20 protein-coding genes and 1 tRNA gene are annotated in these 20,317 nt (G+C 52.9%); 10 read left to right on the top strand and 11 right to left on the bottom strand.

Annotation, left to right across the window (positions count from 1 at the left end; all coding sequences use genetic code 11):
- Positions 1–3: 3 nt before the first annotated feature.
- Genes WBJ47_RS00780 through WBJ47_RS00790 form a run of 3 tightly spaced genes read right to left on the bottom strand, consistent with a single transcriptional unit; the run spans position 4 to position 3,865 of the window.
- A complete protein-coding gene (locus tag WBJ47_RS00780; RefSeq protein ID WP_424585272.1) occupies positions 4–981 on the bottom strand; it encodes an ABC transporter permease in 978 nt (325 codons plus the stop codon).
- On the bottom strand, positions 978–3,284 hold the full coding sequence (locus WBJ47_RS00785) for an ABC transporter substrate-binding protein (protein WP_422243621.1): 2,307 nt from the start codon (positions 3,282–3,284) through the stop codon (positions 978–980). Before WBJ47_RS00785 ends, WBJ47_RS00780 begins: the two co-directional genes overlap by 4 nt.
- On the bottom strand, positions 3,275–3,865 hold the full coding sequence (locus tag WBJ47_RS00790) for a thermonuclease family protein (RefSeq protein WP_422243622.1): 591 nt from the start codon (positions 3,863–3,865) through the stop codon (positions 3,275–3,277). Before WBJ47_RS00790 ends, WBJ47_RS00785 begins: the two co-directional genes overlap by 10 nt.
- A 203-nt stretch (positions 3,866–4,068) precedes the next feature.
- Between WBJ47_RS00790 and WBJ47_RS00795 the strand changes: the two genes are divergently transcribed.
- The 6 genes from WBJ47_RS00795 to WBJ47_RS00820 are packed head-to-tail and all read left to right on the top strand — an operon-like array spanning position 4,069 to position 8,963.
- Positions 4,069–5,016 (top strand): D-2-hydroxyacid dehydrogenase, encoded by a 948-nt coding sequence (locus tag WBJ47_RS00795; protein WP_422243623.1) that lies wholly within the window; start codon positions 4,069–4,071, stop codon positions 5,014–5,016.
- A gap of 13 nt (positions 5,017–5,029) precedes the next feature.
- Positions 5,030–5,938: a DMT family transporter gene (locus tag WBJ47_RS00800; RefSeq protein WP_422243624.1), complete on the top strand. Its 909-nt coding sequence runs from the start codon at positions 5,030–5,032 to the stop codon at positions 5,936–5,938.
- Positions 5,935–7,314: an acyclic terpene utilization AtuA family protein gene (locus WBJ47_RS00805; RefSeq protein WP_422243625.1), complete on the top strand. Its 1,380-nt coding sequence runs from the start codon at positions 5,935–5,937 to the stop codon at positions 7,312–7,314. The genes WBJ47_RS00800 and WBJ47_RS00805 overlap by 4 nt, the downstream gene beginning before the upstream one ends.
- A gap of 5 nt (positions 7,315–7,319) precedes the next feature.
- Complete coding sequence (locus WBJ47_RS00810; RefSeq protein ID WP_422243638.1) at positions 7,320–7,697, top strand: AtuA-related protein; 378 nt, start codon at positions 7,320–7,322, stop codon at positions 7,695–7,697.
- Between the two features lie 50 nt (positions 7,698–7,747).
- Positions 7,748–8,728 carry a Bug family tripartite tricarboxylate transporter substrate binding protein gene (locus tag WBJ47_RS00815; RefSeq protein WP_422243626.1) on the top strand — a complete coding sequence of 327 codons (981 nt, stop codon included), beginning with the start codon at positions 7,748–7,750 and terminating at the stop codon, positions 8,726–8,728.
- Positions 8,703–8,963 (top strand): TIGR02450 family Trp-rich protein, encoded by a 261-nt coding sequence (locus WBJ47_RS00820; RefSeq protein ID WP_422243627.1) that lies wholly within the window; start codon positions 8,703–8,705, stop codon positions 8,961–8,963. The genes WBJ47_RS00815 and WBJ47_RS00820 overlap by 26 nt, the downstream gene beginning before the upstream one ends.
- 39 nt (positions 8,964–9,002) lie before the next feature.
- On the opposite strand, the gene WBJ47_RS00825 is transcribed toward WBJ47_RS00820, so the two are convergent.
- From WBJ47_RS00825 to WBJ47_RS00840, 4 genes are all read right to left on the bottom strand, one after another.
- A complete protein-coding gene (locus WBJ47_RS00825) occupies positions 9,003–9,596 on the bottom strand; it encodes a hypothetical protein (RefSeq protein WP_422243628.1) in 594 nt (197 codons plus the stop codon).
- 4 nt (positions 9,597–9,600) lie between these two features.
- Positions 9,601–9,918 (bottom strand): hypothetical protein, encoded by a 318-nt coding sequence (locus tag WBJ47_RS00830; protein ID WP_422243629.1) that lies wholly within the window; start codon positions 9,916–9,918, stop codon positions 9,601–9,603.
- A gap of 105 nt (positions 9,919–10,023) precedes the next feature.
- Complete coding sequence (locus WBJ47_RS00835) at positions 10,024–10,167, bottom strand: hypothetical protein (protein ID WP_422243630.1); 144 nt, start codon at positions 10,165–10,167, stop codon at positions 10,024–10,026.
- Positions 10,168–10,204: 37 nt separating this feature from the next.
- Positions 10,205–10,281 (bottom strand) — tRNA-Arg (locus tag WBJ47_RS00840).
- A 142-nt stretch (positions 10,282–10,423) separates the two neighbouring features.
- Here WBJ47_RS00840 and WBJ47_RS00845 point away from each other — a divergent pair.
- The gene (locus WBJ47_RS00845; RefSeq protein ID WP_422243631.1) at positions 10,424–11,782 is read left to right on the top strand and encodes a CoA transferase; all 1,359 of its coding nucleotides are present in this window, start codon (positions 10,424–10,426) and stop codon (positions 11,780–11,782) included.
- On the opposite strand, the gene WBJ47_RS00850 is transcribed toward WBJ47_RS00845, so the two are convergent.
- The 3 genes from WBJ47_RS00850 to senB are packed head-to-tail and all read right to left on the bottom strand — an operon-like array spanning position 11,754 to position 15,334.
- Positions 11,754–13,256, bottom strand: a complete 1,503-nt coding sequence (locus WBJ47_RS00850; protein WP_422243632.1) for a glycine betaine ABC transporter substrate-binding protein — start codon at positions 13,254–13,256, stop codon at positions 11,754–11,756. The two genes, WBJ47_RS00845 and WBJ47_RS00850, sit on opposite strands and share 29 nt — an antisense overlap.
- A gap of 32 nt (positions 13,257–13,288) precedes the next feature.
- Positions 13,289–14,338 (bottom strand): selenide, water dikinase SelD, encoded by a 1,050-nt coding sequence (gene selD, locus WBJ47_RS00855; RefSeq protein ID WP_422243633.1) that lies wholly within the window; start codon positions 14,336–14,338, stop codon positions 13,289–13,291.
- A 15-nt stretch (positions 14,339–14,353) separates the two neighbouring features.
- Positions 14,354–15,334: a selenoneine biosynthesis selenosugar synthase SenB gene (gene senB / locus WBJ47_RS00860; protein ID WP_422243634.1), complete on the bottom strand. Its 981-nt coding sequence runs from the start codon at positions 15,332–15,334 to the stop codon at positions 14,354–14,356.
- A gap of 21 nt (positions 15,335–15,355) precedes the next feature.
- Between senB and WBJ47_RS00865 the strand changes: the two genes are divergently transcribed.
- Complete coding sequence (locus WBJ47_RS00865) at positions 15,356–16,561, top strand: SUMF1/EgtB/PvdO family nonheme iron enzyme (protein WP_422243635.1); 1,206 nt, start codon at positions 15,356–15,358, stop codon at positions 16,559–16,561.
- Between the two features lie 41 nt (positions 16,562–16,602).
- Here WBJ47_RS00865 and egtD read toward each other — a convergent pair whose 3' ends face one another.
- A complete protein-coding gene (egtD, locus tag WBJ47_RS00870; protein WP_422243636.1) occupies positions 16,603–17,580 on the bottom strand; it encodes an L-histidine N(alpha)-methyltransferase in 978 nt (325 codons plus the stop codon).
- 118 nt (positions 17,581–17,698) lie between these two features.
- On the opposite strand from egtD, the gene chrA reads away from it, so the two are divergent.
- Together chrA and WBJ47_RS00880 are read left to right on the top strand one after the other, a co-directional pair.
- Positions 17,699–18,907 (top strand): chromate efflux transporter, encoded by a 1,209-nt coding sequence (chrA, locus tag WBJ47_RS00875; RefSeq protein WP_424585273.1) that lies wholly within the window; start codon positions 17,699–17,701, stop codon positions 18,905–18,907.
- Between the two features lie 104 nt (positions 18,908–19,011).
- On the top strand, positions 19,012–20,289 hold the full coding sequence (locus WBJ47_RS00880) for an ABC transporter substrate-binding protein (protein ID WP_422243909.1): 1,278 nt from the start codon (positions 19,012–19,014) through the stop codon (positions 20,287–20,289).
- Positions 20,290–20,317: the final 28 nt, after the last annotated feature.

Genomic DNA, 20,317 nt, shown 5'->3' on the forward strand with positions numbered 1-20,317 from the left:
CGGCTACTCAAAACGGACGCGCGGATCTGCGAGCGTGTAGGAAATGTCCGCCAGAATCAAACCGACGATATAAAGGCTTGCGCCCAAAAACACCATGGCGCGCACCACTGAAAAGTCTTGTGCGCCGATCGCATCAATCGTGTAACTCCCCAAACCTGGGATACCAAAAAACGACTCTGCGATCAGACTGCCCATAAATAGCAAAGGCAAGGCGGATACCGTACCCGTCAAGATCGGTAACATCGCATTGCGCAGCACATGTTTAAACAATACGACCCGCTCACTCAAGCCGCGCGCCCGCGCAGTCCGCACATAGTCCTTACCAATTTCCTCAAGAAAGAGACTGCGGTAAAAACGCGCCTCTGGGCCCAGTCTGGAAATGATCGCCACCAAGATCGGCAAAGCCAAAAACTTGACCGCATCCCAGCCCCAAGCAAAGCCCGAATAAGGGACAAGCCGCAAGAGTTTTGAAAACAGCCACTGTCCGGCGATGATGTAAAAAAGACCCGAGATCGACAGCATGAGTACGCACAAGACGACACCCCAAAAATCCAGGCGCGTCGTCCGAAAAAAGACGAGAGACAATGAAAATGCAATGCTGACCAACAACCCGAGAATAAAAGTCGGGATCGCTAACGCCAGACTTGGCCACATCCGCACACCGATTTCACGGCCAATATCCCGACCTTCATCTGAGGCGCCAAAATCAAACTTCAACAAGGGTACTGAGCGCTGATAAAAAATGGTGTCGGTATATTTGTTGAGTCCTGAAGCCTCGGCATTTAAAAAGAGGGGTTTGTCATACCCACGATCGGCCTTCCATTTTTCGACGGCATCGGCGCTCACGCGCTGTCCACCAATGGCAAGACGCGCCATATCATCGGGAGTATTCACCGCAAAAAATAAAATAAAAGTGAAGACATTGACGCCCAACAAAATCAGCGCTCCGTACATCAACCGCCGAAAAACATACGCGATCATTTGCGCAACTCCTGCTGTTGATTAGGCTGAGTGTGATGCGCCTGTGCATGGCGATGCTGCACATTTTCACCAAAAGCATTGAGACGCTCTTGCCGACGCAACACTCGCCACGCAGGCCACACGGCAGCGGCAAGTAAAGCGATCAGCACACCCAACGGCCACCAGACTGGTGGATTCCACTCAGCGATTTTCTTGGCACGCAACGCAGGATCAATCTTCATGTACTGCAGGGTATTGCGCACCATTTGTGTTGGCTTGGCATTACCGACCCATTGTTGGAACGCGCCGCCAGATTTCGGAAAAGCACCAAACATCCATGGCGCATCAACTTGCAGGATTTTTGTCATCTGCGCGATGACTTGAGCTTTTTCATCACCATCCGGCAAGTCACGCATTCTTTCAAAAAGCGCGTCGTAGTCCGGATTGACATAGTTAGAGGCATTTTCACCGCCCTTGCCTGCTTTCACATTGGGCCCATACAGCAGGAACAAAAAGTTTTCGGCATCGGGATAATCTGCCACCCAACCCCACATATACATTTGGGCAACGCCCCGTGCCATTTTTTCTTGAAAGCGGTTGTAGTCGGTCGAACGCACATCGAGCTGCACACCAATATTGGCAAACTGACGACGCATCCAGTCAAGCGTGGGACTTGAACCACCCGCACCACTTGCCGAGTCAAAGTGCAACACGAGCGGCTCACCGGTTTTCTCATGCCGACCATTTGGATAACCCGCTTCGGCCAATAGTCGACGTGCCTCATCGAGCGACTTGCGTTGGGGTTTGCCGTCCTTGACGTCGTACACCACGCGATTGATCCCTGCCTCGCCACCCTGGTAACCCAAAATACCGGGCGGGATCGGTCCGTAGGCCACCTGCGCCTGGTCATTTTGAAAGATTGCGACAAATTCCTCCCAGTTAAAGGCGATGCTTAATGCCTGACGCAATTTGCGATTGCGCGCCTGTTGTTCTGGAGTGTCTCCCTGTCCCACTACCGGGTCGCGCCAATTGAAACCAAAGTACTGCATTTGCGCTTCGACCGTGGTGGGAAGTTGAATCCCGTGTTTTGCATACAACGCTGCTTTTTCTGTCGAATCACTCGCCGCCACCAGCATGGCAACACCGGTGTCACCACGATCAACTTGAGGAATATCGTAATAACCCTGCATGAACTTTCCCTGCAGGGGAATACTTTCTTTTTCAATATTAAAAACAATGCGATCAATGAAAGGCGTCATTTTTCCGCAATCGGCTAACAGACCTGCAGCCTGATCGCCCGGCTCTCCCTCGCAGGGATAAGGCTCGCCACGAAAATTCGGATTACGCGAAAGCACGTGTCGCCTATTTTGCAGGGACTCCGTCAACATGTAGGGACCCGTCCCGACTGGCCAGTGATTCAACGATAGATTGCGCTGTGCCATGCCGGCTTGACTATAAAAACGATCCGCTTCCCAAGGAATGGGTGCGACAAACGTCATCGCGAGCCAATACTTAAACTGCGGATATAAGCCTTTCACGCGAATACGAAGTGTGTGCTCATCCACAGCCTCGATGCCAGCAAAACCAACACTGCGCAAATCCAGCCAGGGCAAATCTCTCGCACCGACAGGCACACCCTGCCGAAGCTCTGCATCAATTTCACGCAAACGTTTGCCATACGCTTCCATGCCAACGATATGCTGGGCCAGGGTCGAGAAGATCGGTGAGGCAACCCGTGGACTCGCGAGCCGACGCAAAGCATACACATAGTCGTGGGCCGTCAAAGCTCGGGTGCCGGTGTACTGAAAATCAGGAATAGCAAATTTACCCTCAAACGCCTCTGCCTCCATTGGCCAATACTGAAAGCGACCATCGTCCTTGCGCGCGAATGCTGGATGAGGCTGATACAACACGTCAGGCCGAAGCGTGATGTCATAGACGCTTTCCACAATGTCTGTCGCGGGCGATTCTGCATCCAAGGTGTTCCCTTGCCAATCCAGAAATACCGGTTCAGCCACATGCGTCGCCGTGCGAGGAATTAGTTCGTAAGGTCGTTTGAGGTAGTGATAGCCGTATAAAGGCTCATAAATGTTGTAGGTATAAGGCGTCTCATCCGTCGAATAAGAACGTGCAGGGTCGAGATACTTGGGGGAACGCTGTGTAAACGCGGTGTATAGGACATTTTGTTGCTCAGCACCCGCTACATAAGGGCTGTTGATTGGAGAGTCAGCCGAGGCATGCCCTGAAGGCATGCGCTGTTCGCAACCCGCCAAAAACAGGGATGCAAACAGAACAAAAAATCCAGTCAGCCGCTTTAGGAGCATTTTTTATTTTTCCAGCATTGCACACGCCAGTCCCACGGTGCAACAGCACCTGGCTCAGCCCATAACCCAAGCTTTTTCTGACGCGCAGATTTTTCTAAATCCACCAAAGACTTGTCGCGCAGAAATTTGCCTTTGGCCTGCTGATTCGCCCAGGCAAATCCCTGTTCGACCTGCAAGCGATTGGCAGTTGTGCCATCAACGGGGATGTCACAGATATGTCGGTCGTAATGGTCCTTTTCAAAACAGACCACTGTCAGTGTTTTACCTGCCACATACTGGGCCAGATTTTTTCGCGATGCCTCGCCAAAAGGCTGTCCTGGCTGACTGCTACCGTGGGCAGTTTCTGGTGCATCAATACTCGCTAAGCGAATACGCTCCTGCTTGTTGTCAACTAACAAATTGACCGTATCGCCATCTGAAACCCGAACGACCTTGCCTGTTAATTTGTAAGGAGCGTTTGCAGCCTGTGCAGAAGTCAAGATTTTCTCAGGCATCTGCTCCGTTGCCCAGAGACCTAACAGGGTGAGCAAGCCAGCAAACAAGAGATAAGCACTCGTTTTTTTTGATTGGTAATTTTTCATTTAAATGATTGATTTATATAAATTATTTAGACAAAAACTCGTTTGAAACACGTGATCTTCCCGCAATGTTTCGCGCGCATACAGTCCGCCTTCTTTGAGCAGTCCATTTGCGCTAAGTTCAAACAAGCTAGCAACATGATTTAATGCTCAATCTCCGAGATCACGGCAATAGATATCAGACCACATTTGGGCGAAGTGTAACCATGCAAATCGTATTTCTTGACAGCGACACCATTCCAACACCCTTGCCCGTCCCAGAATGGGTCACCAAATGGGTCAATCTTCCTGCCACGGCACAAGATCCAGAGGCAGTCGTCCAAGCTCTTGCGGATGCAGACATCTGTATTACAAATAAGATCAAACTCACCCAAGGCATTTTGGCTCGACTGCCCAAACTGAAATTTGTCTGTGTGGCGGCGACCGGTTACGACTGTGTAGACTTGCAAGCATGCCGCGAACATGGTGTGATCGTCTCCAACGTCCCCGGCTACTCACGTCAAAGCGTAGGCGAAGGCGTCATCGGTTTTATTTTTTCTCTTAGGCGCGCATTGCCCTTCTACCAGACCACAGCACGTCAGGCTTGGCCAGACTCTCCCCATTTTTGCGTGCACGGCGCTCCTGTACTGAATGTTCGAGGCGCCACGCTTGGCATTTTTGGTCGTGGTGCGATTGGTCAAGAGGTGGCAACACTCGCGCAAGCGCTTGGCATGAACGTCCTGTTTGGCGAGCATCGCAACCGGCCCGATGTGCGGCCAGGCTATGTTCGTTTTGAAACATTGTTGGCGCAAAGCGACATCATTACGCTGCATTGCCCGCTCACCGAAGCCACCCGCAGCATGATTGGACAAGCTGAGATCGCGCAAATGAAACGCGGTGCAATGCTCATCAATACCGCACGTGGACCACTCATCAACGAACAGGCTGTCGCAGATGGCTTACTCAGCGGTCAGCTGGGTGGAGTGGCACTGGATGTACTGTCGGTCGAACCCCCTCCCGCGGAAAACCCTTTGTTACAAATGCATATGCCCAACCTCATCATTACGCCCCATATCACGTGGGCCAATGAACACGGCATGCGCAGCCTGATGGATGGGATTGTGGGCAATCTCAATGCGTTTGCTCAGGGCCAAGCTGTCAACGTGGTGAGTTGAGAACCCGTTGAGCATGTCCCCCACCTCGCAGTCCCTTCGCTCGGCCTACATCAAACTCGTGCTCTGCGCCTTTTTTTGGGGCGCGACGTTTATTGCTGGACGCATCGCGGTTCAGGTCATGCCCCCTTTGACGGTAGCGACTGGTCGCTTTGTGGTGGCGTCCTTGCTACTGCTGGTGATTGCCTATCGCGTCGAAGGCGGTTTACCAAAACTCAGTCACAAACAATTGTGGGTCACATTGCTCTTAGGTCTGACTGGCGTTGCCATCTACAACGTTTTTTTCTTTGGTGCGCTTGAGCGTATGCCCGCAGGCAAAACAGCGTTACTGGTTGCCCTGAGCCCCATCATGACAGCCGTCACAGTGGCCTTGATCCTAAAAGAAAGGCTTGGACCTTATCGCTGGGGCGGCATTGCTCTGGCGCTCATCGGTACGCTCACGATCGTCACCAAAGGCGACATTTTGGGTGCCACGCAAGGTTTGTTGCAGTCCTTTGGCTGGGGTGAACTGCTGATGTTGGGCGCCATCGTCAGCTGGGTGAGCTACACCGTCATCAGTCGCTTTGCCTTGCGGGGCCTCTCGCCTATTGCGGCTACCACCTATGCATCCCTTTGGGGTGCACTGGTACTGGGTCTCGCCGCGATCACTGAAATCGATATGCTTGGACCAGAGATGCTCAACTGGAGCAACTTTTTCACCATCTTTTATCTTGGAGCCTTTGGCTCTGCGATCGCCTTCATTTGGTATAACGAAGGTGTCAAAATGATCGGACCTGCCCGAACTGTTGTTTTTACTAACCTCGTACCTGTTTTTGGCTTATTGTTAAGCTATCTGATTCTCGACGAACCCGTCTATCTCTCTATGGTGATTGGCGGGGCGATTGTTATTGCTGGCGTTACTCTCACTAATCAGGCAAAAAAATGAGCACTTTATCTTCCTCTGATTCAGTACAGCGACCACTTTATGTCGGTTGCGCAACCGGTTTTTCCGGTGACAGAACCGATGGTGCAGGTCCTGTTGTTGACACACTCATCGCTCTGGGCGGTGGCGTACTCAATTTTGAAACGCTCGCTGAACGCACACTCGCGCTGGCGCAAATTGAAAAGCGCAAAGACCCCAAGATGGGGTATGAACCCTTGCTCGCAGACCTCGTGGGACCCGTGCTCAAGCGTTGTCTGGATCACAAGATTCAAATCGTCAGCAACTTTGGGGCAGCGAATCCTCAAGCAGCAGCACAGCGTATTTTCGCTCTTGCGCGCGAACAAAAGCTGCGCACCCCGCGCATTGCGGTCGTCTACGGTGACGATCTGACTGAGCCTGAGCAACTGAAGTTTTTACTGAAAAAGCTCGGCTCCAATATTGATCCCGCGCGCGTCGTCAGCGCCAACGCCTATATCGGCGCCTATGAGATTGCCCAAGCACTTAAAGAAGGGGCAGATGTGGTGGTGACGGGACGCGTGTCGGACCCCTCTCTGACTCTGGGCCCTGCCATCGCGCATTTCGGCTGGGCCATGGATGACTGGCACAAAATGGGCTGCGGCACGATGGCCGGTCACATGCTGGAGTGCGGCACACAAGTGTCAGGTGGTTATTACAGCGTGCCCGGACAAAAATCAGTCCCTGGCATGGATCAGATCGGCTTTCCAATTGCGGAAATTCGTGCAGACGGCACGTTCTCGGTTTTCAAGGCCAACCACACTGGCGGGCTCGTCGATGATCGCACCGGTCGTGAACAAATTTTGTACGAAGTACATGACCCTGCCCGTTATCTCACCCCCGATGTGACGGCTGACATTACCGAGGCCAGCATTACCCAAGAGGGGCCTGATCGCATTCGTGTAGAGGGCATTCAGGGGCATCCCAGACCGGCAGAGCTCAAAGTCAATGTCTGTTACGACAATGGCTATTTGGCTGAAGCAGAAATCTCCTACGCAGGCTTTCGCGCCAGAGAGCGTGCTGCACTTGCAGGTGAAACCGTACGCAAACGCATCGGTCACTTGCTACCCTTGCGCGTGGACTTAATCGGTGCCATCAGTATTTTTGGTGATGATGCGGGTGAACTGATGGGCAAAGGCTTGCCTGAAGCGCGTGACGTGCGTCTGCGTGTTGCGGGCGTGCACATTGATAAAGCCATCGCAGAAAAAATCCTCCGTGAAGTGACCTCACTTTATTGTTGCGGACCAGCAGGTGGCGGTGGCGTGCGCACCTCTCTTAGACCACGGCTCGACACCTTGTCGTGCACCATCCCCCGTGAATCCGTCCCTTGTGGCTACAGCTTTGTCGAGGAGCAGCGCGTATGACTTCAATGACTCCACCCACCACTCAACTCCCACTCTATCAACTCGCGCATGGCCGCGCCGGTGACAAGGGCAACACCTCCAACATTAGCGTGATTGCCTGGGATCAAGCGTGTTTCGACGTGCTGGTGGCACAAGCGACCGAAGCAAAAGTTGCAGAATGGTTTGGCTATCGTCATCCGACCAAAGTCACGCGATACGTGTTGCCAAAGCTCAAGGCGATGAACTTTGTTCTCGAAGGCATTCTCGATGGTGGCGTCAACGACGCTCTCAACCTGGATACGCACGGCAAAGGCCTGTCCTTTTGGATGATGGATATGCCGATTGCTGTTTCCCAAGACCTCGCTCAAAAGCTCACTGTTAGAGAGTATTCTCAAACTGTTTGAAGCTGAGTGCCGTAATATTTACATTCATCAATTTGCTTGGAGTCCTTCTCATGAAAACCAGACGCATCGCGCTCATTGCCGGCCTCTCCGCACTAGCCTGTTTAACCGCACCCGTTGCATCTTTTGCTCAAGCCTACCCAAACAAGACCATTAAGCTTGTGGTGCCCTTTCCTGCAGGTGGTGCCACAGATCTCGTGTCACGCGTGGTCGCGCAGCAACTCGGCATCGAGCTTGGACAGAGTGTTGTCGTTGAAAACCGCGCAGGCGCTGCGGGAGTGATTGGTTCAGAGGCCGTCGCACGCTCGGCCCCCGATGGCTACACCATCCTGATTGCAACCTCCAGCACACACACGATCGGCCCAATTCTCAACCCAAAAATTCCTTACTCTCCCACAAAAGACTTTACGCCAATCATGTTTTTGGCCTCCTCACCACAGGTGGTTGTGGTCCCAATGTCTTCGCCAGTCAAGACAATGCCTGAGCTCATTGAGTACATCAAGAAAAACCCAGGCAAATTAAATTTTGGCTCGGCTGGAACCGGCGGAATCCCTCACTTGTCCACCGAGCGCTTCTTGGCGATGACAGGCACCAAAATGACACATGTCCCTTACAAGGGGACTGCTTTGGCCATGCCTGACCTCATGGCAGGTCGTCTGGATGTCATGTTTGACTCTATTTCGGTTTCCCTGCCCCATATCCGTGACGGCAAAATTCGCGCACTTGCGGTGACCTCACCGACAGCGTCGTCTGTTGCACCCGACATTCCACCGCTTTCTAAGTTTGTACCAGGATATGAGTCACTGACTTGGTTTGGCGTGTTTGGTCCTGCTGGAATGAGTGAGCCCGTTTTAAATAAGCTCAATGCGGCCTTGAACCAGTCCTTGAAAGACCCGAAAGTCTTAGCCCAACTTGCCAAGCTTGGTTTTGATCCTGGCGGTGGCAGCTCAGCTGATTTTGCCAAGAAAATGATTCAAGAGAGTGCTGTTTGGAACAAAGTGATCACGGATGGCAATATCACCATTGAAAAGTGATCCGGCTCCTACTCAAAATCACGTTCACCCCAAAAAGCTTTTGCTGAGCAAGTGGACCGCAGTGCGGCCCACGCTCAAGGAAAAGCATTTTTGGGTGACTAAAGTGATCGAGCCAGAAGTATTGGGCGCACCGGTGATTGAGATAGAGCTTGAGGCTGCAATGACCGGACGCGTGCTTAGGCTTGCTTGGCGTGAGCTCAAAGATCAACAGTGTTGGTTGCGTGGCTGGGTGTAATCATCCTAATGGGATGTTACGTGATGGTATGGGTTTGATTTATGCTCGAACAGATCTCGTGACCATGCGGATCGAAACGCTCGCCACGTACAGCACGATCAAGGTGCCCGCAAGATCTCCCACAAACATCGGCAAGACCCCTGACCAGGCATCGTATGACAAGCCGGTCATGTAAAAAAAGAGGTTGTGGGGAAATACGTTAAAGACTGCGCCCGCCACTGCGAACACAAGCAGCTGAGACCGTTGCAAACCAGAAAGATCCCCCGGCAACTGTAACCATCTCGTACAGAGATGCACGGCAATAACGGGACCCAGGGCAGATAGTGCTGCTAGGATCATCACGTTGAAGGGTTCTAACTCAAGCAAACTAAGATTGGTAAGAATCGCACCAACGAACAAGCCTAAAGCACCTGACCAACCACCAATCATCACTGCCAACATACGAATCGCTGCAGGCAAAAAAATCCAGCTAATGAAGCCGGTGAGGTGTATTTCAGAAAAAAGCCAAATATTGAGCTGAAACAGTCCTACCCACGCTATCGCAACTCCCACAGCAAATAAAACCATCGCCCCGATACTGGGGCGATGGTTAGAATCTTTCTGGTGGGTAGCGCCTGGTGGCGTGGAAAACATTCGCTCAACCTGATTGATGGGCCTTGTCGATTGCTTGTCCAAGTGTCACGAAATATTGTTCTGCGAGTGGAGTCGGCACTACATACTTTACACGGCTATCGATCTTGTCTGTGTCAAGATCGATCATTCCTTTTTTACGCAGAGTCTTGAGGCGGCGGTGCGCGGTTGTCGCTGAAATCTCAGTCGACAAGCCCATGGCTTCGAGGACGCTTACTTTTTTCCCGTTGTGCCAATTGACACCCAACATCGCCAGCAGACGTTCCTCGACGGGATCCATCGAAGGGAATGTAGGAATCTGCTTGATCGCGTGAACGAGATTCAAGAATCGCAGATAAGTCAGAGATGATTTTGATTCAGTAGTCATATCTGAATAATAACGCCATTTTTTAGAAAATGGTAAACCCAATAAGCCAAACGGAGTATGAATTTAGTTTAAGTCAATGCGGCGCCATGCTTGGCGAGGCTCGATGTGGTTGCCCACTTTGGCGCGCAACTTGGACATACCGACTTGGACATACCAACTTGGGCATACCAACCTGGACATACCGACTTGGGCGTACAAAATGGACAAGGGCTTACAAAAGTAAATCTGTAAGCCCTTGATTTTATGGTGCGCCCGGCAGGATTCGAACCCACGACCCCTTGGTTCGTAGCCAAGTACTCTATCCAACTGAGCTACGGGCGCTGCAAAGACAGAAATTATATCAGCTTTTTTCTATAATTGTTTTCAACTCTCGACACCCCACTCCAGCACCATGCCAAATCAAAAAATCCCTCTACCAACGTTGACAACAGACACAGGACGGCAGCTACTGGAGACAATTTGGGTGGCAGCAAAGGGTGCCAGACATGACACACCCCGTGTTTCCTTTTCGGGCCAAGGCAGCCTTCCCTCATTTTTTGGTGTGACAGAACTTGCTGCAGCCTCCATGGGCGCGGCCGGTCTGGCTGCCGCATCCCTCGTGGAGGCACTCAAGGCTGCTGATGGTCAACGCCATACAACAACACCTTCCGTGGAGGTCGATCGACGCCTCGCCTCCTTTTGGTTTGCTTCAACACTCAGGCCCGAGGGATGGTCCCTGCCAGCACATGCCGAAGTGGGTGCTGCAGACTATTTGGCTCAAGACGGCTGGATACGCTTGCACACCAATGCATCCCATCATCTGGAGGCCGCGCTCAGTGTGCTTCAGTGCAATGCCACACCCGAGGCCATGGCGCAGGCTGTTTCCTCTTGGGCGCGCGAGACACTCGAAGCACGTATTCTCGCGGCAGGAGGCTGTGCTGCGACGATGCGCTCTGCCGAGCAGTGGCACCAATACCCTCAAGGACAAGCAATTCTTCAGGAGCCATTGATTGCTTGGGCAGATGGCGAACAAGGCACAAAAGGATCTTGGGGATTTCAAGAGGCTCAGCCGCTAAAAGGTTTGAAAGTCCTCGACATGACGCGCGTCTTGGCAGGTCCGGCCGCCACCCGTATGCTGGCAGGTCTGGGCGCACAAGTGCTGCGCATAGACGCCCCCATGTGGGATGAGTCCAATGCGCCCGAGATGACACTCGGTAAATACTGTGCCGAACTTGATCTGCGAGAGGCTGACCAGCGTGCACAATGGGTCAAGCTTTTAAGTCAAGCCGATGTGCTTGTTCATGGCTATCGCAGCGACGCCTTGGCAAGCTTAGGACTCGACGCGCACGTCCGTCAGCGCATCAGACCAGGACTCGTCGATGTGTCTTTGGATGCTTATGGTTTTACCGGGCCCTGGGCTAACCGCCGAGGTTTTGATAGTCTGGTGCAAATGAGCATCGGTATCGCCCATGCTGGGCAGCAGCTATCTCAGAGTGCGCGACCACTGCCCTTGCCGGTTCAGGCACTTGATCACGCAACCGGCTACTTGTTAGCGACCGCAGCACTTAGAGGTCTGGAACATCGTGTCAAAACGGGTATGGGTTCGATTGCACGCGCCTCGCTCGCGCGCACGGGAACTCTGTTGATGACAAGCTTGGATCCTGCAGGGTTGAGCAGACCCATGCTCGCGCCTGAAACCTCGGAGGACTTGAGCGCGGCCACTGAACACACGCACTGGGGCCCCGCCAAACGCGTGAAATGGCCCATCAATATCGCTGGCGTTGACATGCACTGGTCAGTGAGTGCAGGTCCACTTAAGCGTGATCAGGCACGTTGGTTGTAAAGTATTTTTCTAAAAGAAAAAAACCGCCTTGCATCAACAGCGCCATCCCGGCTGCTGGAATCGCACCCGCTAGCAAAAGCTGCGTATTGTTCAGGGCAAGGCCTTGCACAATGCGCTCGCCAAAACCACCCGCACCAATAAAGGCTGCGATCGTGGCCGTGCCTACACATAGAACAGCTGAGATTTTGACCCCTGACAAAATCATCCCACGCGCTAAGGGTAACTCGATCAGCCAGAGCCGCTGACCCGTTGTGATACCAAGCGCTGTTGCAGCCTGACGCATGGATGACGGGATTTCTTTGAGGCCGGCATGTGTATTTTGGACGATCGGCAACAACGCGTACAAAAACAAGGCCACAATTGCTGGAACCGTGCCGATGGTGCCAAGCACAGTAATTAAGAAGGCTAAAACGGCCAGCGAAGGGATCGTTTGCATCACGCCTGTCACCGCCAACACCACTTGGCCAAGCCGAGGCGCGTAAAAACACACCAGACCAAGCGGTATGCCCGCTAATGATGCCAAGGCAAGTGCACTCAGCACCAGAAACAAATGCTGGCCCGTGAGGCGCCAAAAATCTGGACCAAAAAGGACCGTCATAAAACCACTGCGCGTCGCAGTAGTCGCTGAAGTACCCATCGTGGTGTTTTGCAAAAACTGCTTGGCTACTGAAGAGAAACTTTGCTGATCAATTTCAGCGCGCGTGTTGAGCGCAAGCATGCTGTCCTGTGTGAGGGAATGTTCGAGCTTTTGCAATGCTTGCCACGCTACCGGAAAACGCTCAGGCACCTCCGCGCGAAACAGTAAAAGCGCCTCATAGCTGGGAAAAAAATGACGATCGTCTTGGAGAGCAGTCAACGCATAGCGCGAAAGCTTTGAGTCCGTTCCATACGCATCCACCAGATCGATTTTCTTGGCAGCGATGGCTTCATAGGCAAGCCCATGATCAAGGCCCCGAGGTCGTAAGGCTTCTAATCCATACGCTTTCGACAATCCGCGCCAGCCATCCGCACGGCCGATGAACTCGTGCGACAAACCTAGAATCAAGGTCGGATGTTGGCTGAGATCAGAAATTGTTTTGATGTTGAGCGAGCGTGCCAGATTACTACGAATGGCCAACACATAGGAGTTATTGAAACCCAGTGGCACCCCCGCACGCAAGCCCATCGGTGCCAGTCGTGCATTGATTTCCTCAAGCGACAAGGCTTGCTCGGTTTTTAGGATTTCACGTGCAATCGTACCTGTGTATTCGGGGTACACATCGATTTCGCCGCTTTTTAGTGCGGCAAGCAAGATACTGGTATTGCCCATGCCAGACTTGAGCTGTACGGAAGTATCGCCCGCATCGCGGACAGTCTGGGCAATGATTTCACCAAGAATAAAAGACTCAGTGAACCGTTTAGACCCGACCACAAAAGGTGCAGCGCTTACGATCTGTGTCATACAGACACAGATCGCTGCAATCACCGTTGGCATGAACCTCAGGTGCAGGGATCGCCACATTGTGCTTAGAGCACCACGAGTCGTGCGGCTTGCTTGTCCACGACCTGACCAATCACGCTCGCGTGTCCAAAATCGTGCTTCTTAAAAATGGCGAGCACATCCTGAACGGCTTCTGGTGCACAACACACCAGCAAGCCACCACTGGTCTGTGGGTCCGTCATCAGTGTCTGACATTCGGCGGGCAAGCCTGCTGCCAAACTAACGTCCTGACCATAACCGTCCCAGTTGCGACCTGAGGCGCCCGTGACCATACCCGCCTTGACCAAATCAACAACTCCTGGCAACAAAGGCACATCTGCCCATTTGATCTGCGCAGTCAAATCCGCACCGCGTGCGATTTCCAGTGCATGACCGGCCAAGCCAAAGCCCGTGACATCCGTCAACGCATGCACACCCTCAAGCTCAGCGAGCTCAGGTCCAGGTGTATTGAGCTTGGTGGTGTTGTGCAGCATGGAGGCATAACCCGCCGCATCAAGCGCTTCTTTTTTGAGTGCTGCGGACAAGATCCCTACACCGACAGGCTTGCCTAAAATCATCACATCACCCTTGCGGGCACCATCGTTGCGTTTCACGCGATCAGGATGGACGAGCCCCAGCACGACCAAGCCGTAAATGGCCTCGACTGAATCAATCGTGTGCCCCCCTGCAATCGGAATACCCGCTGCACGGCATACCGAGGCACCGCCCTCGAGGACTTTGCCAATTGTTTCTGTCGACAAGACATTGATTGGCATTCCCACGAGTGCCAAGGCCAAAATCGGACGTCCGCCCATGGCATAGACATCACTGATGGCGTTGGTTGCCGCAATACGACCAAACTCGTGTGGATCGTCCACGATCGGCATAAAGAAATCCGTCGTGGCGATCAGGGCCTGCTCGTCATTTAAACGATAGACCGCCGCATCATCGGCGGTCGCGATGCCAACCATCAGCTCTTTAGGGATCGGCATCTGAAGCGTACCCTTCAAAATCTCGTGCAAGACGGCCGGAGCGATTTTGCATCCACAACCGCCACCATGGGACAGGGACGTTAGGCGTGGCTCGATTGTTTTCATGAGAATCCTTGGGGGTTAAGACGAAATAGACTGTTGAACGATTGTAATCAAACGCTCTTGTTCCAGGGCAGGGGCAAATAAAGGGGCACGCAAGGCACACTGACTCGCCAGCAACGCATAAAAAGAGGGCTCATGTCGCACCCGTAACAATAAGGCTGCCAAGGCATTGGCATCCCCAGTCGGGAAAAATCCTGCGTATTCCTGGCCCAACATACCTTCGTTACCTGAAATACGAGAAGCGATCACCGGCACTCCGCTACAAATTGACTCCATGACCACATGCGCGCCCCCTTCCATCACACTCGGATGAACCAGTACATGGGCACGCTGAATCAATCGACGCGTGGCCTCATGCGGCCGCGCACCTAAAAAAGCATAGCGGGGACAGGCAGCGGCGGTCTCGTGCGCCTCACGCGCGAGCTCAGGATCATGCTCGCCACCGACGTGTTGCAGGTGAATATCCGTCTGTTCGGCCAACAGTTTTGCGGCCTTAAAAAAGGTCTGTGGTGATTTTTCAGCGCGCAAGTGTCCTACCATGAGCGCGCGGAGGTGGCGCGTCGTTTTGGGTAGCGTCTGTCGGGTAGTGGTTGATTGAAATGCCACCACCGTTTTGGGCTGAAAAGCCTCAGGCACTGCTTGCACACCCTCGGTTTGCAGAACAACCAGCGTATGGGCCCAACGCAGAGACTGCTGGGCCTCAGGATCACTTTGGATATCGCGGTACAAATCGGTCCCCGTGAGCACCACCACCAAGCCTCTTGCACCGTGGCGGACATGCCAGTCGGCAATCGAGGCATAACTGCGACGCGCATGCAGGGCAATCATCACATGATCTTGATCGCTGCCGTCCCATCGCTGAACAATTCTGACCCGACAACATGAACGGAGCATGCTTGCATAACGCTGTGCTGTTTGCCAATTGCCGTTGTTTGCCGCGGCCAGCGCAGGGCTGACGATGACGACATTTAAGCGAGTGGGCGTGGGTAAAATAGGCATAACAAAAGGTTACCAAGAATCATGAGACAGGCAGAAGTAAACATATTGACTCAAGGGCTTAAGACCCTCAGGTCTCAGACGCTAGAGGCCTTTGCTCACTATCAGCGCGCCGGGGCTCTCAACGTACCGCTAGGCGATGAGTTTAATCCGCCTCTGTGGGAGCTGGGGCATCTGGCCTGGTTTCAAGAATATTGGGTGGCGCGCAACCCGCAGCGAGAGCTGGGCGTGTCGCAAGATCTCAGCCATCCTCGCCTGCCCTCGATGCTTGCATCAGCCGATACTTGGTATGACAGCGCAAAAGTGGCACATGACAGTCGCTGGAGCTTGCCTCTGCTGCAAACGACTGACTGCCTGGCTTATTTACAAAAGACTCTGGACAGCACGTTAGAGCACCTTGAAAAAGAAATAAATGGTTCGCCTGCCTTGTATTTTTACTGGCTTGCGCTGCAACACGAGGCCATGCACCTCGAAGCAAGCGCCTATATGGCGCAAGCGCTAGACATCCCTTTTGAGGCGACCTGGACTCAAGCCCCTCAAGCGCAGCGATCTGCCAGTCAGCAGACCCTCACGACCCTGCGACACCTCAAGGCGGCGCAATGGTCAATGGGCACGGACTGGCAAACACTGTCAGGACAATCCTTTTGTTTTGATAACGAAGTGGGGCATCGCCAAACCGCACTCGAGGCATTTTCGATTGCGCTTCGACCCGTCACTTGGGCAGAGTATTTCAACTTTATCAGGGCGACCGGTCATCGCTTGCCTCTGTACGTACGTGAAATAGCGATCGCTCAGCCACCCTCATCGCCCCCCACCACACTCCCCTTTGAGATTAAAACTTTTGGGACCTGGCAGCCGATCAATCCCGAGGCTTGTGCCACGCACCTTTCCTGGGAGGATGCCCAGGCCTATTGCCAGTGGGCACACTGCAGACTCCCGACTGAAGCCGAATGGGATATGGCCGCACGCACGCAGGATGATTTCGCTTGGGGCGAAGTGTGGGAATGGACCGCGGACAATTTTGAGCCGTTCGAAGGCTTTACGCCACATCCTTATGTCGAATACTCCGCGCCATGGTTTGGCACGCGCAAAGTATTAAGAGGGGCCGCATGGGTGACACATCCGTATCTACGCGACGTGCATTACCGCAACTTTTTCACCCCAGAGCGGCGCGATATCTATGCGGGCTTTAGGGTTTGTATTGATCAAGACAGCAAAACTAAAGGCTGACACTTGAGATGCCTTAACTAAGGTGCCTTAACTAAGGTCCCCTAACTCGCCCAACATAAGGCGTATTGTGCTTTCGAATCCGTCCAGCACTGCGTCTGCGAAAACCCAGCCTGTTTCAAAAGTGCTGTGAAGTTTGGGATCGTCCATTTGTAGGAGTTTTCCGTGTGGATCGCCTCGCCCGCCTGAAATGCGCGCGACCGCTCACCCCAACGCACCGTGACGTCATGACGCGCCAACAAGTGCATCTCGATACGAGATTCGGCCACATTAAAAAGCGCCTTGTGCTGCCAGTCGCGGACATCAAAATCCGTCCCTAACAAAGTGTTGATATGTCTCAACACATTGAGATTAAAGGCAGCGGTCACCCCAAGATCATCGTCATAGGCGCGCTCCAGCACCTCGCTCGACTTCACGAGATCAATCCCAATCAACAAACCTGAACCAGTCTGTCCCTGCTGACAGAGACTTGCAATACGACTCAAAAAGCCAAGTGCCTCTGCAGGGGTGAAATTACCTAAACTGGATCCAGGATAAAAAGCAAAAATGGGGTGCTGCGTAAGCTGAGAGGCGAGCGCTGCAGGAAAATTGAGTGAGGAAGAAAAATCCATCCCCACACCCACCATTTTGACGCTTGGGTGACTACGCTGGAGATTGATCAGTGTGTCGGTCAAATAATCGAGTGAAATATCGACAGCCACATAAACGCCAGGCGGAGTTCCTGAAAACAGACTTGCCGCCTTTTGACAACTTCCGGCGCCTAAATCAAGCCAAACGGCTTGTTGCGGAATATGTTGGTGAATCTCTGCTTCATACTGAGCAAAGATACTGGCCTCAGTGCGCGTCGGATAGTACTCAGGCAAATGCGTAATCGCCTCGAACAAGGTCGATCCTAGAGCATTGTAAAAATATTTTGGAGAGCAATGTGCATCCGCTGCGGTCAACCCTCTCTCTAACTCAGCCGCCACCACACGAGGATCAAGGTCAAACGTTTGATAAAAACTCGGGGTTTGCTGGGTCATGCACGTGCTCCGGACAACTCACAATGAACGGCTCAAACCTTAACACGTCCACATTCAGCACTGCCTAAAACACCTTGGCTGAGGCATAATCACCCACACACTTTAAGCACTCAGCCCCATGACATCCACCCATACCAACAGCACCGATCACCACCCATGGAGAGTCTTTCTGATTTTCCTACGCTTGGGACTGACCTCCTTTGGTGGGCCCGTGGCCCATTTGGGGTATTTTCGCGAGGAGTTCGTGGTTCGCCGGCAATGGCTCAGCGATCGCAGCTACGCAGACCTTGTCGCGCTTTGTCAATTTCTGCCGGGTCCCGCGAGCAGTCAAGTCGGGATCGCACTCGGATTTTCTCGTGCAAGCTATACAGGGGCACTTGCGGCTTGGGCAGGCTTTACCCTGCCTTCCGCCATCGCGCTGATTCTTTTTGCCATCGGTCTCTCAAACTTTGGCAATAGCTTGTCACAGGGCGCACTGCAAGGCTTAAAAATTGTTGCTGTCGCCGTTGTTGCTCAAGCCGTCTGGGGTATGGCGCGTGGTTTATGCACAGAAGCGAAACGAATCACTCTCATGATGCTGGCGACCTGTGGTGCATTATTGATTCCCTCTGTCTGGTCACAAGTGGGCATCATTATCCTGGCGGGGATTGCTGGCATGATGCTGTTTAAGCCTGCTCAGCTCTCACCACACGAACCGCTACCCATTCAGCTTTCCAGACGCTCAGGAGCGGTCTGGCTCGCACTATTCTTTATTTTATTGATCGTCTTACCGCTTGCAGCAGAAGCATTTCCAAATCAGACATTGGCGATCGTCGATGCCTTTTATCGCGCGGGATCTTTGGTGTTTGGTGGTGGTCACGTCGTGCTGCCCTTGCTACAGACCGAGGTGGTGCCAACAGGCTGGGTCGGCGAAGAGGTCTTTCTTGCGGGGTATGGCGCGACGCAGGCGATGCCGGGACCATTGTTTACCTTTGCTGCATTTTTAGGTGCCTCCATGTCCTCCCCGCCAACCGGTTGGCTAGGCGGGCTCATCGCACTCGTCGCGATCTTTGTCCCTTCGTTTTTATTGGTCGTGGGTGCACTGCCCTTTTGGGAGAGCCTGCGCCAAAATCTTCGCACACAAGCTGCCTTAAGCGGCATCAATGCCTCGGTCGTGGGTCTGCTACTTGCCGCGCTGTATCAACCGGTCTGGACTAGCGCAATCCTAAGTACGCAGGATTTTGCGTTGGCATTGATCGCCCTAGTCGCCTTGATGTTCTGGAAACTCCCCCCTTGGCTGGTCGTTATGGCAGGCGGTTTGGCGGGAGGTTTGCTTAGCATTTTTTGATGAGTAACAGGGGTACAAGGGTTTTCGATAGTATCGATCGTCCCCTGCAAAGCTGAGACATCTTTTATATTACCCACACCAAGAAAAATTCGGAGACAAACACTATGCAATTCAAATTAGCCCTCGCGGCAGGATTACTTTCGGGATTGACCATGTCAGCAGTGCACGCGCAAGCTGACAGCAGCGTGAACGTCGGTATCGTGACCTTTTTGTCCGGACCAGCCGCCTCACCTTTTGGTGTGCCCGCCCGTAATGCAGCAGAGCTGATGCTGAGTGAATTTAACGCCGGCACCGCACCTGCACCCTATAACAAAAAGGGTTTCGGCGGCTCACCCCTGAAAACAACGCTGATCGACGAAGCGGGTACCAGCACAGCAGTTGTGACCGAATTTCGAAATCTTGTCCAACGCGACAAGGTTGACTTGATCGTTGGTTATATTTCTTCGGGTAACTGCCTGGCGATCACGCCTGTGGCCGAAGAACTGAAGACCGTCACCTTTCTGTTTGATTGCGGCACACCGCGTATTTTTGAAGATGGCAAAAAAGACTATGTCTTTCGCGCAGTCAACCACGCCACCGCTGACAGCGTCGGTGCCGCTCGCTATCTAAAAGCACAAAAGCCATCGATCAAGAATTTTGGTGGTATCAACCAAAACTACGCCTGGGGACAAGACTCCTGGAACGACTTCAATGCGGCCATGAAGGTGCTCTACCCCAACATCCAAGTCACCACTTCACAAATGCCTAAGCTGTTTGCTGGCCAGTACAGCGCTGAAATTTCAGCCTTGATGGCGAGCAAGTCAGAAGTGGTTCACACCAGTTTCTGGGGTGGCGACATGGAAGCCTTCATTCTGCAATCCGTGCCGCGCGGTCTCTACAAAAACAGTGATGTCGTGCTGGTCGCAGGCGAAACGGCCATGTTCCGCCTAGCCGACCGTATTCCTGACGGCACGATTATTGGCGCGCGCGGCCCATATGGCGTACTTGCTCCTGATACACCGTTGAACCGCTGGTTCCAGGAAAAGTTTATGGCGCGTTATAACGTCGCACCAAACTACACCGCCTACCAGATGGCTAACTCCTTGCTGGCTGCAAAACTGGGCTACGAAAAAGCCATGGCTGCGAACGGTGGCAAAAAGCCAACTTCGGATCAAGTCGCTGCTGCAACACGCGGCATTGAATACGAAGGCTTTGGTGGTAAGCACTCGTTCAAACTTGGTAACGGTCACCAGGCTGTTTCTGAAATCGCTTATGGTCGTGCCAAGAAAGTAGATGGCAAAATGACCCTGGTGGATGTTGTGCGCTTCCCTGCTGAGCAAGTCATGCCTCCAGAGGGTGTCAAAAGCAACGACTGGATTGCTGGCGGGATGAAAGCCAAGTAAGTCTGTCAGTGTTGATGACTTTTTAACC

The sequence above is a fragment of the Zwartia sp. genome, assembly GCF_049655405.1.
GTDB lineage: Bacteria > Pseudomonadota > Gammaproteobacteria > Burkholderiales > Burkholderiaceae_B > Zwartia.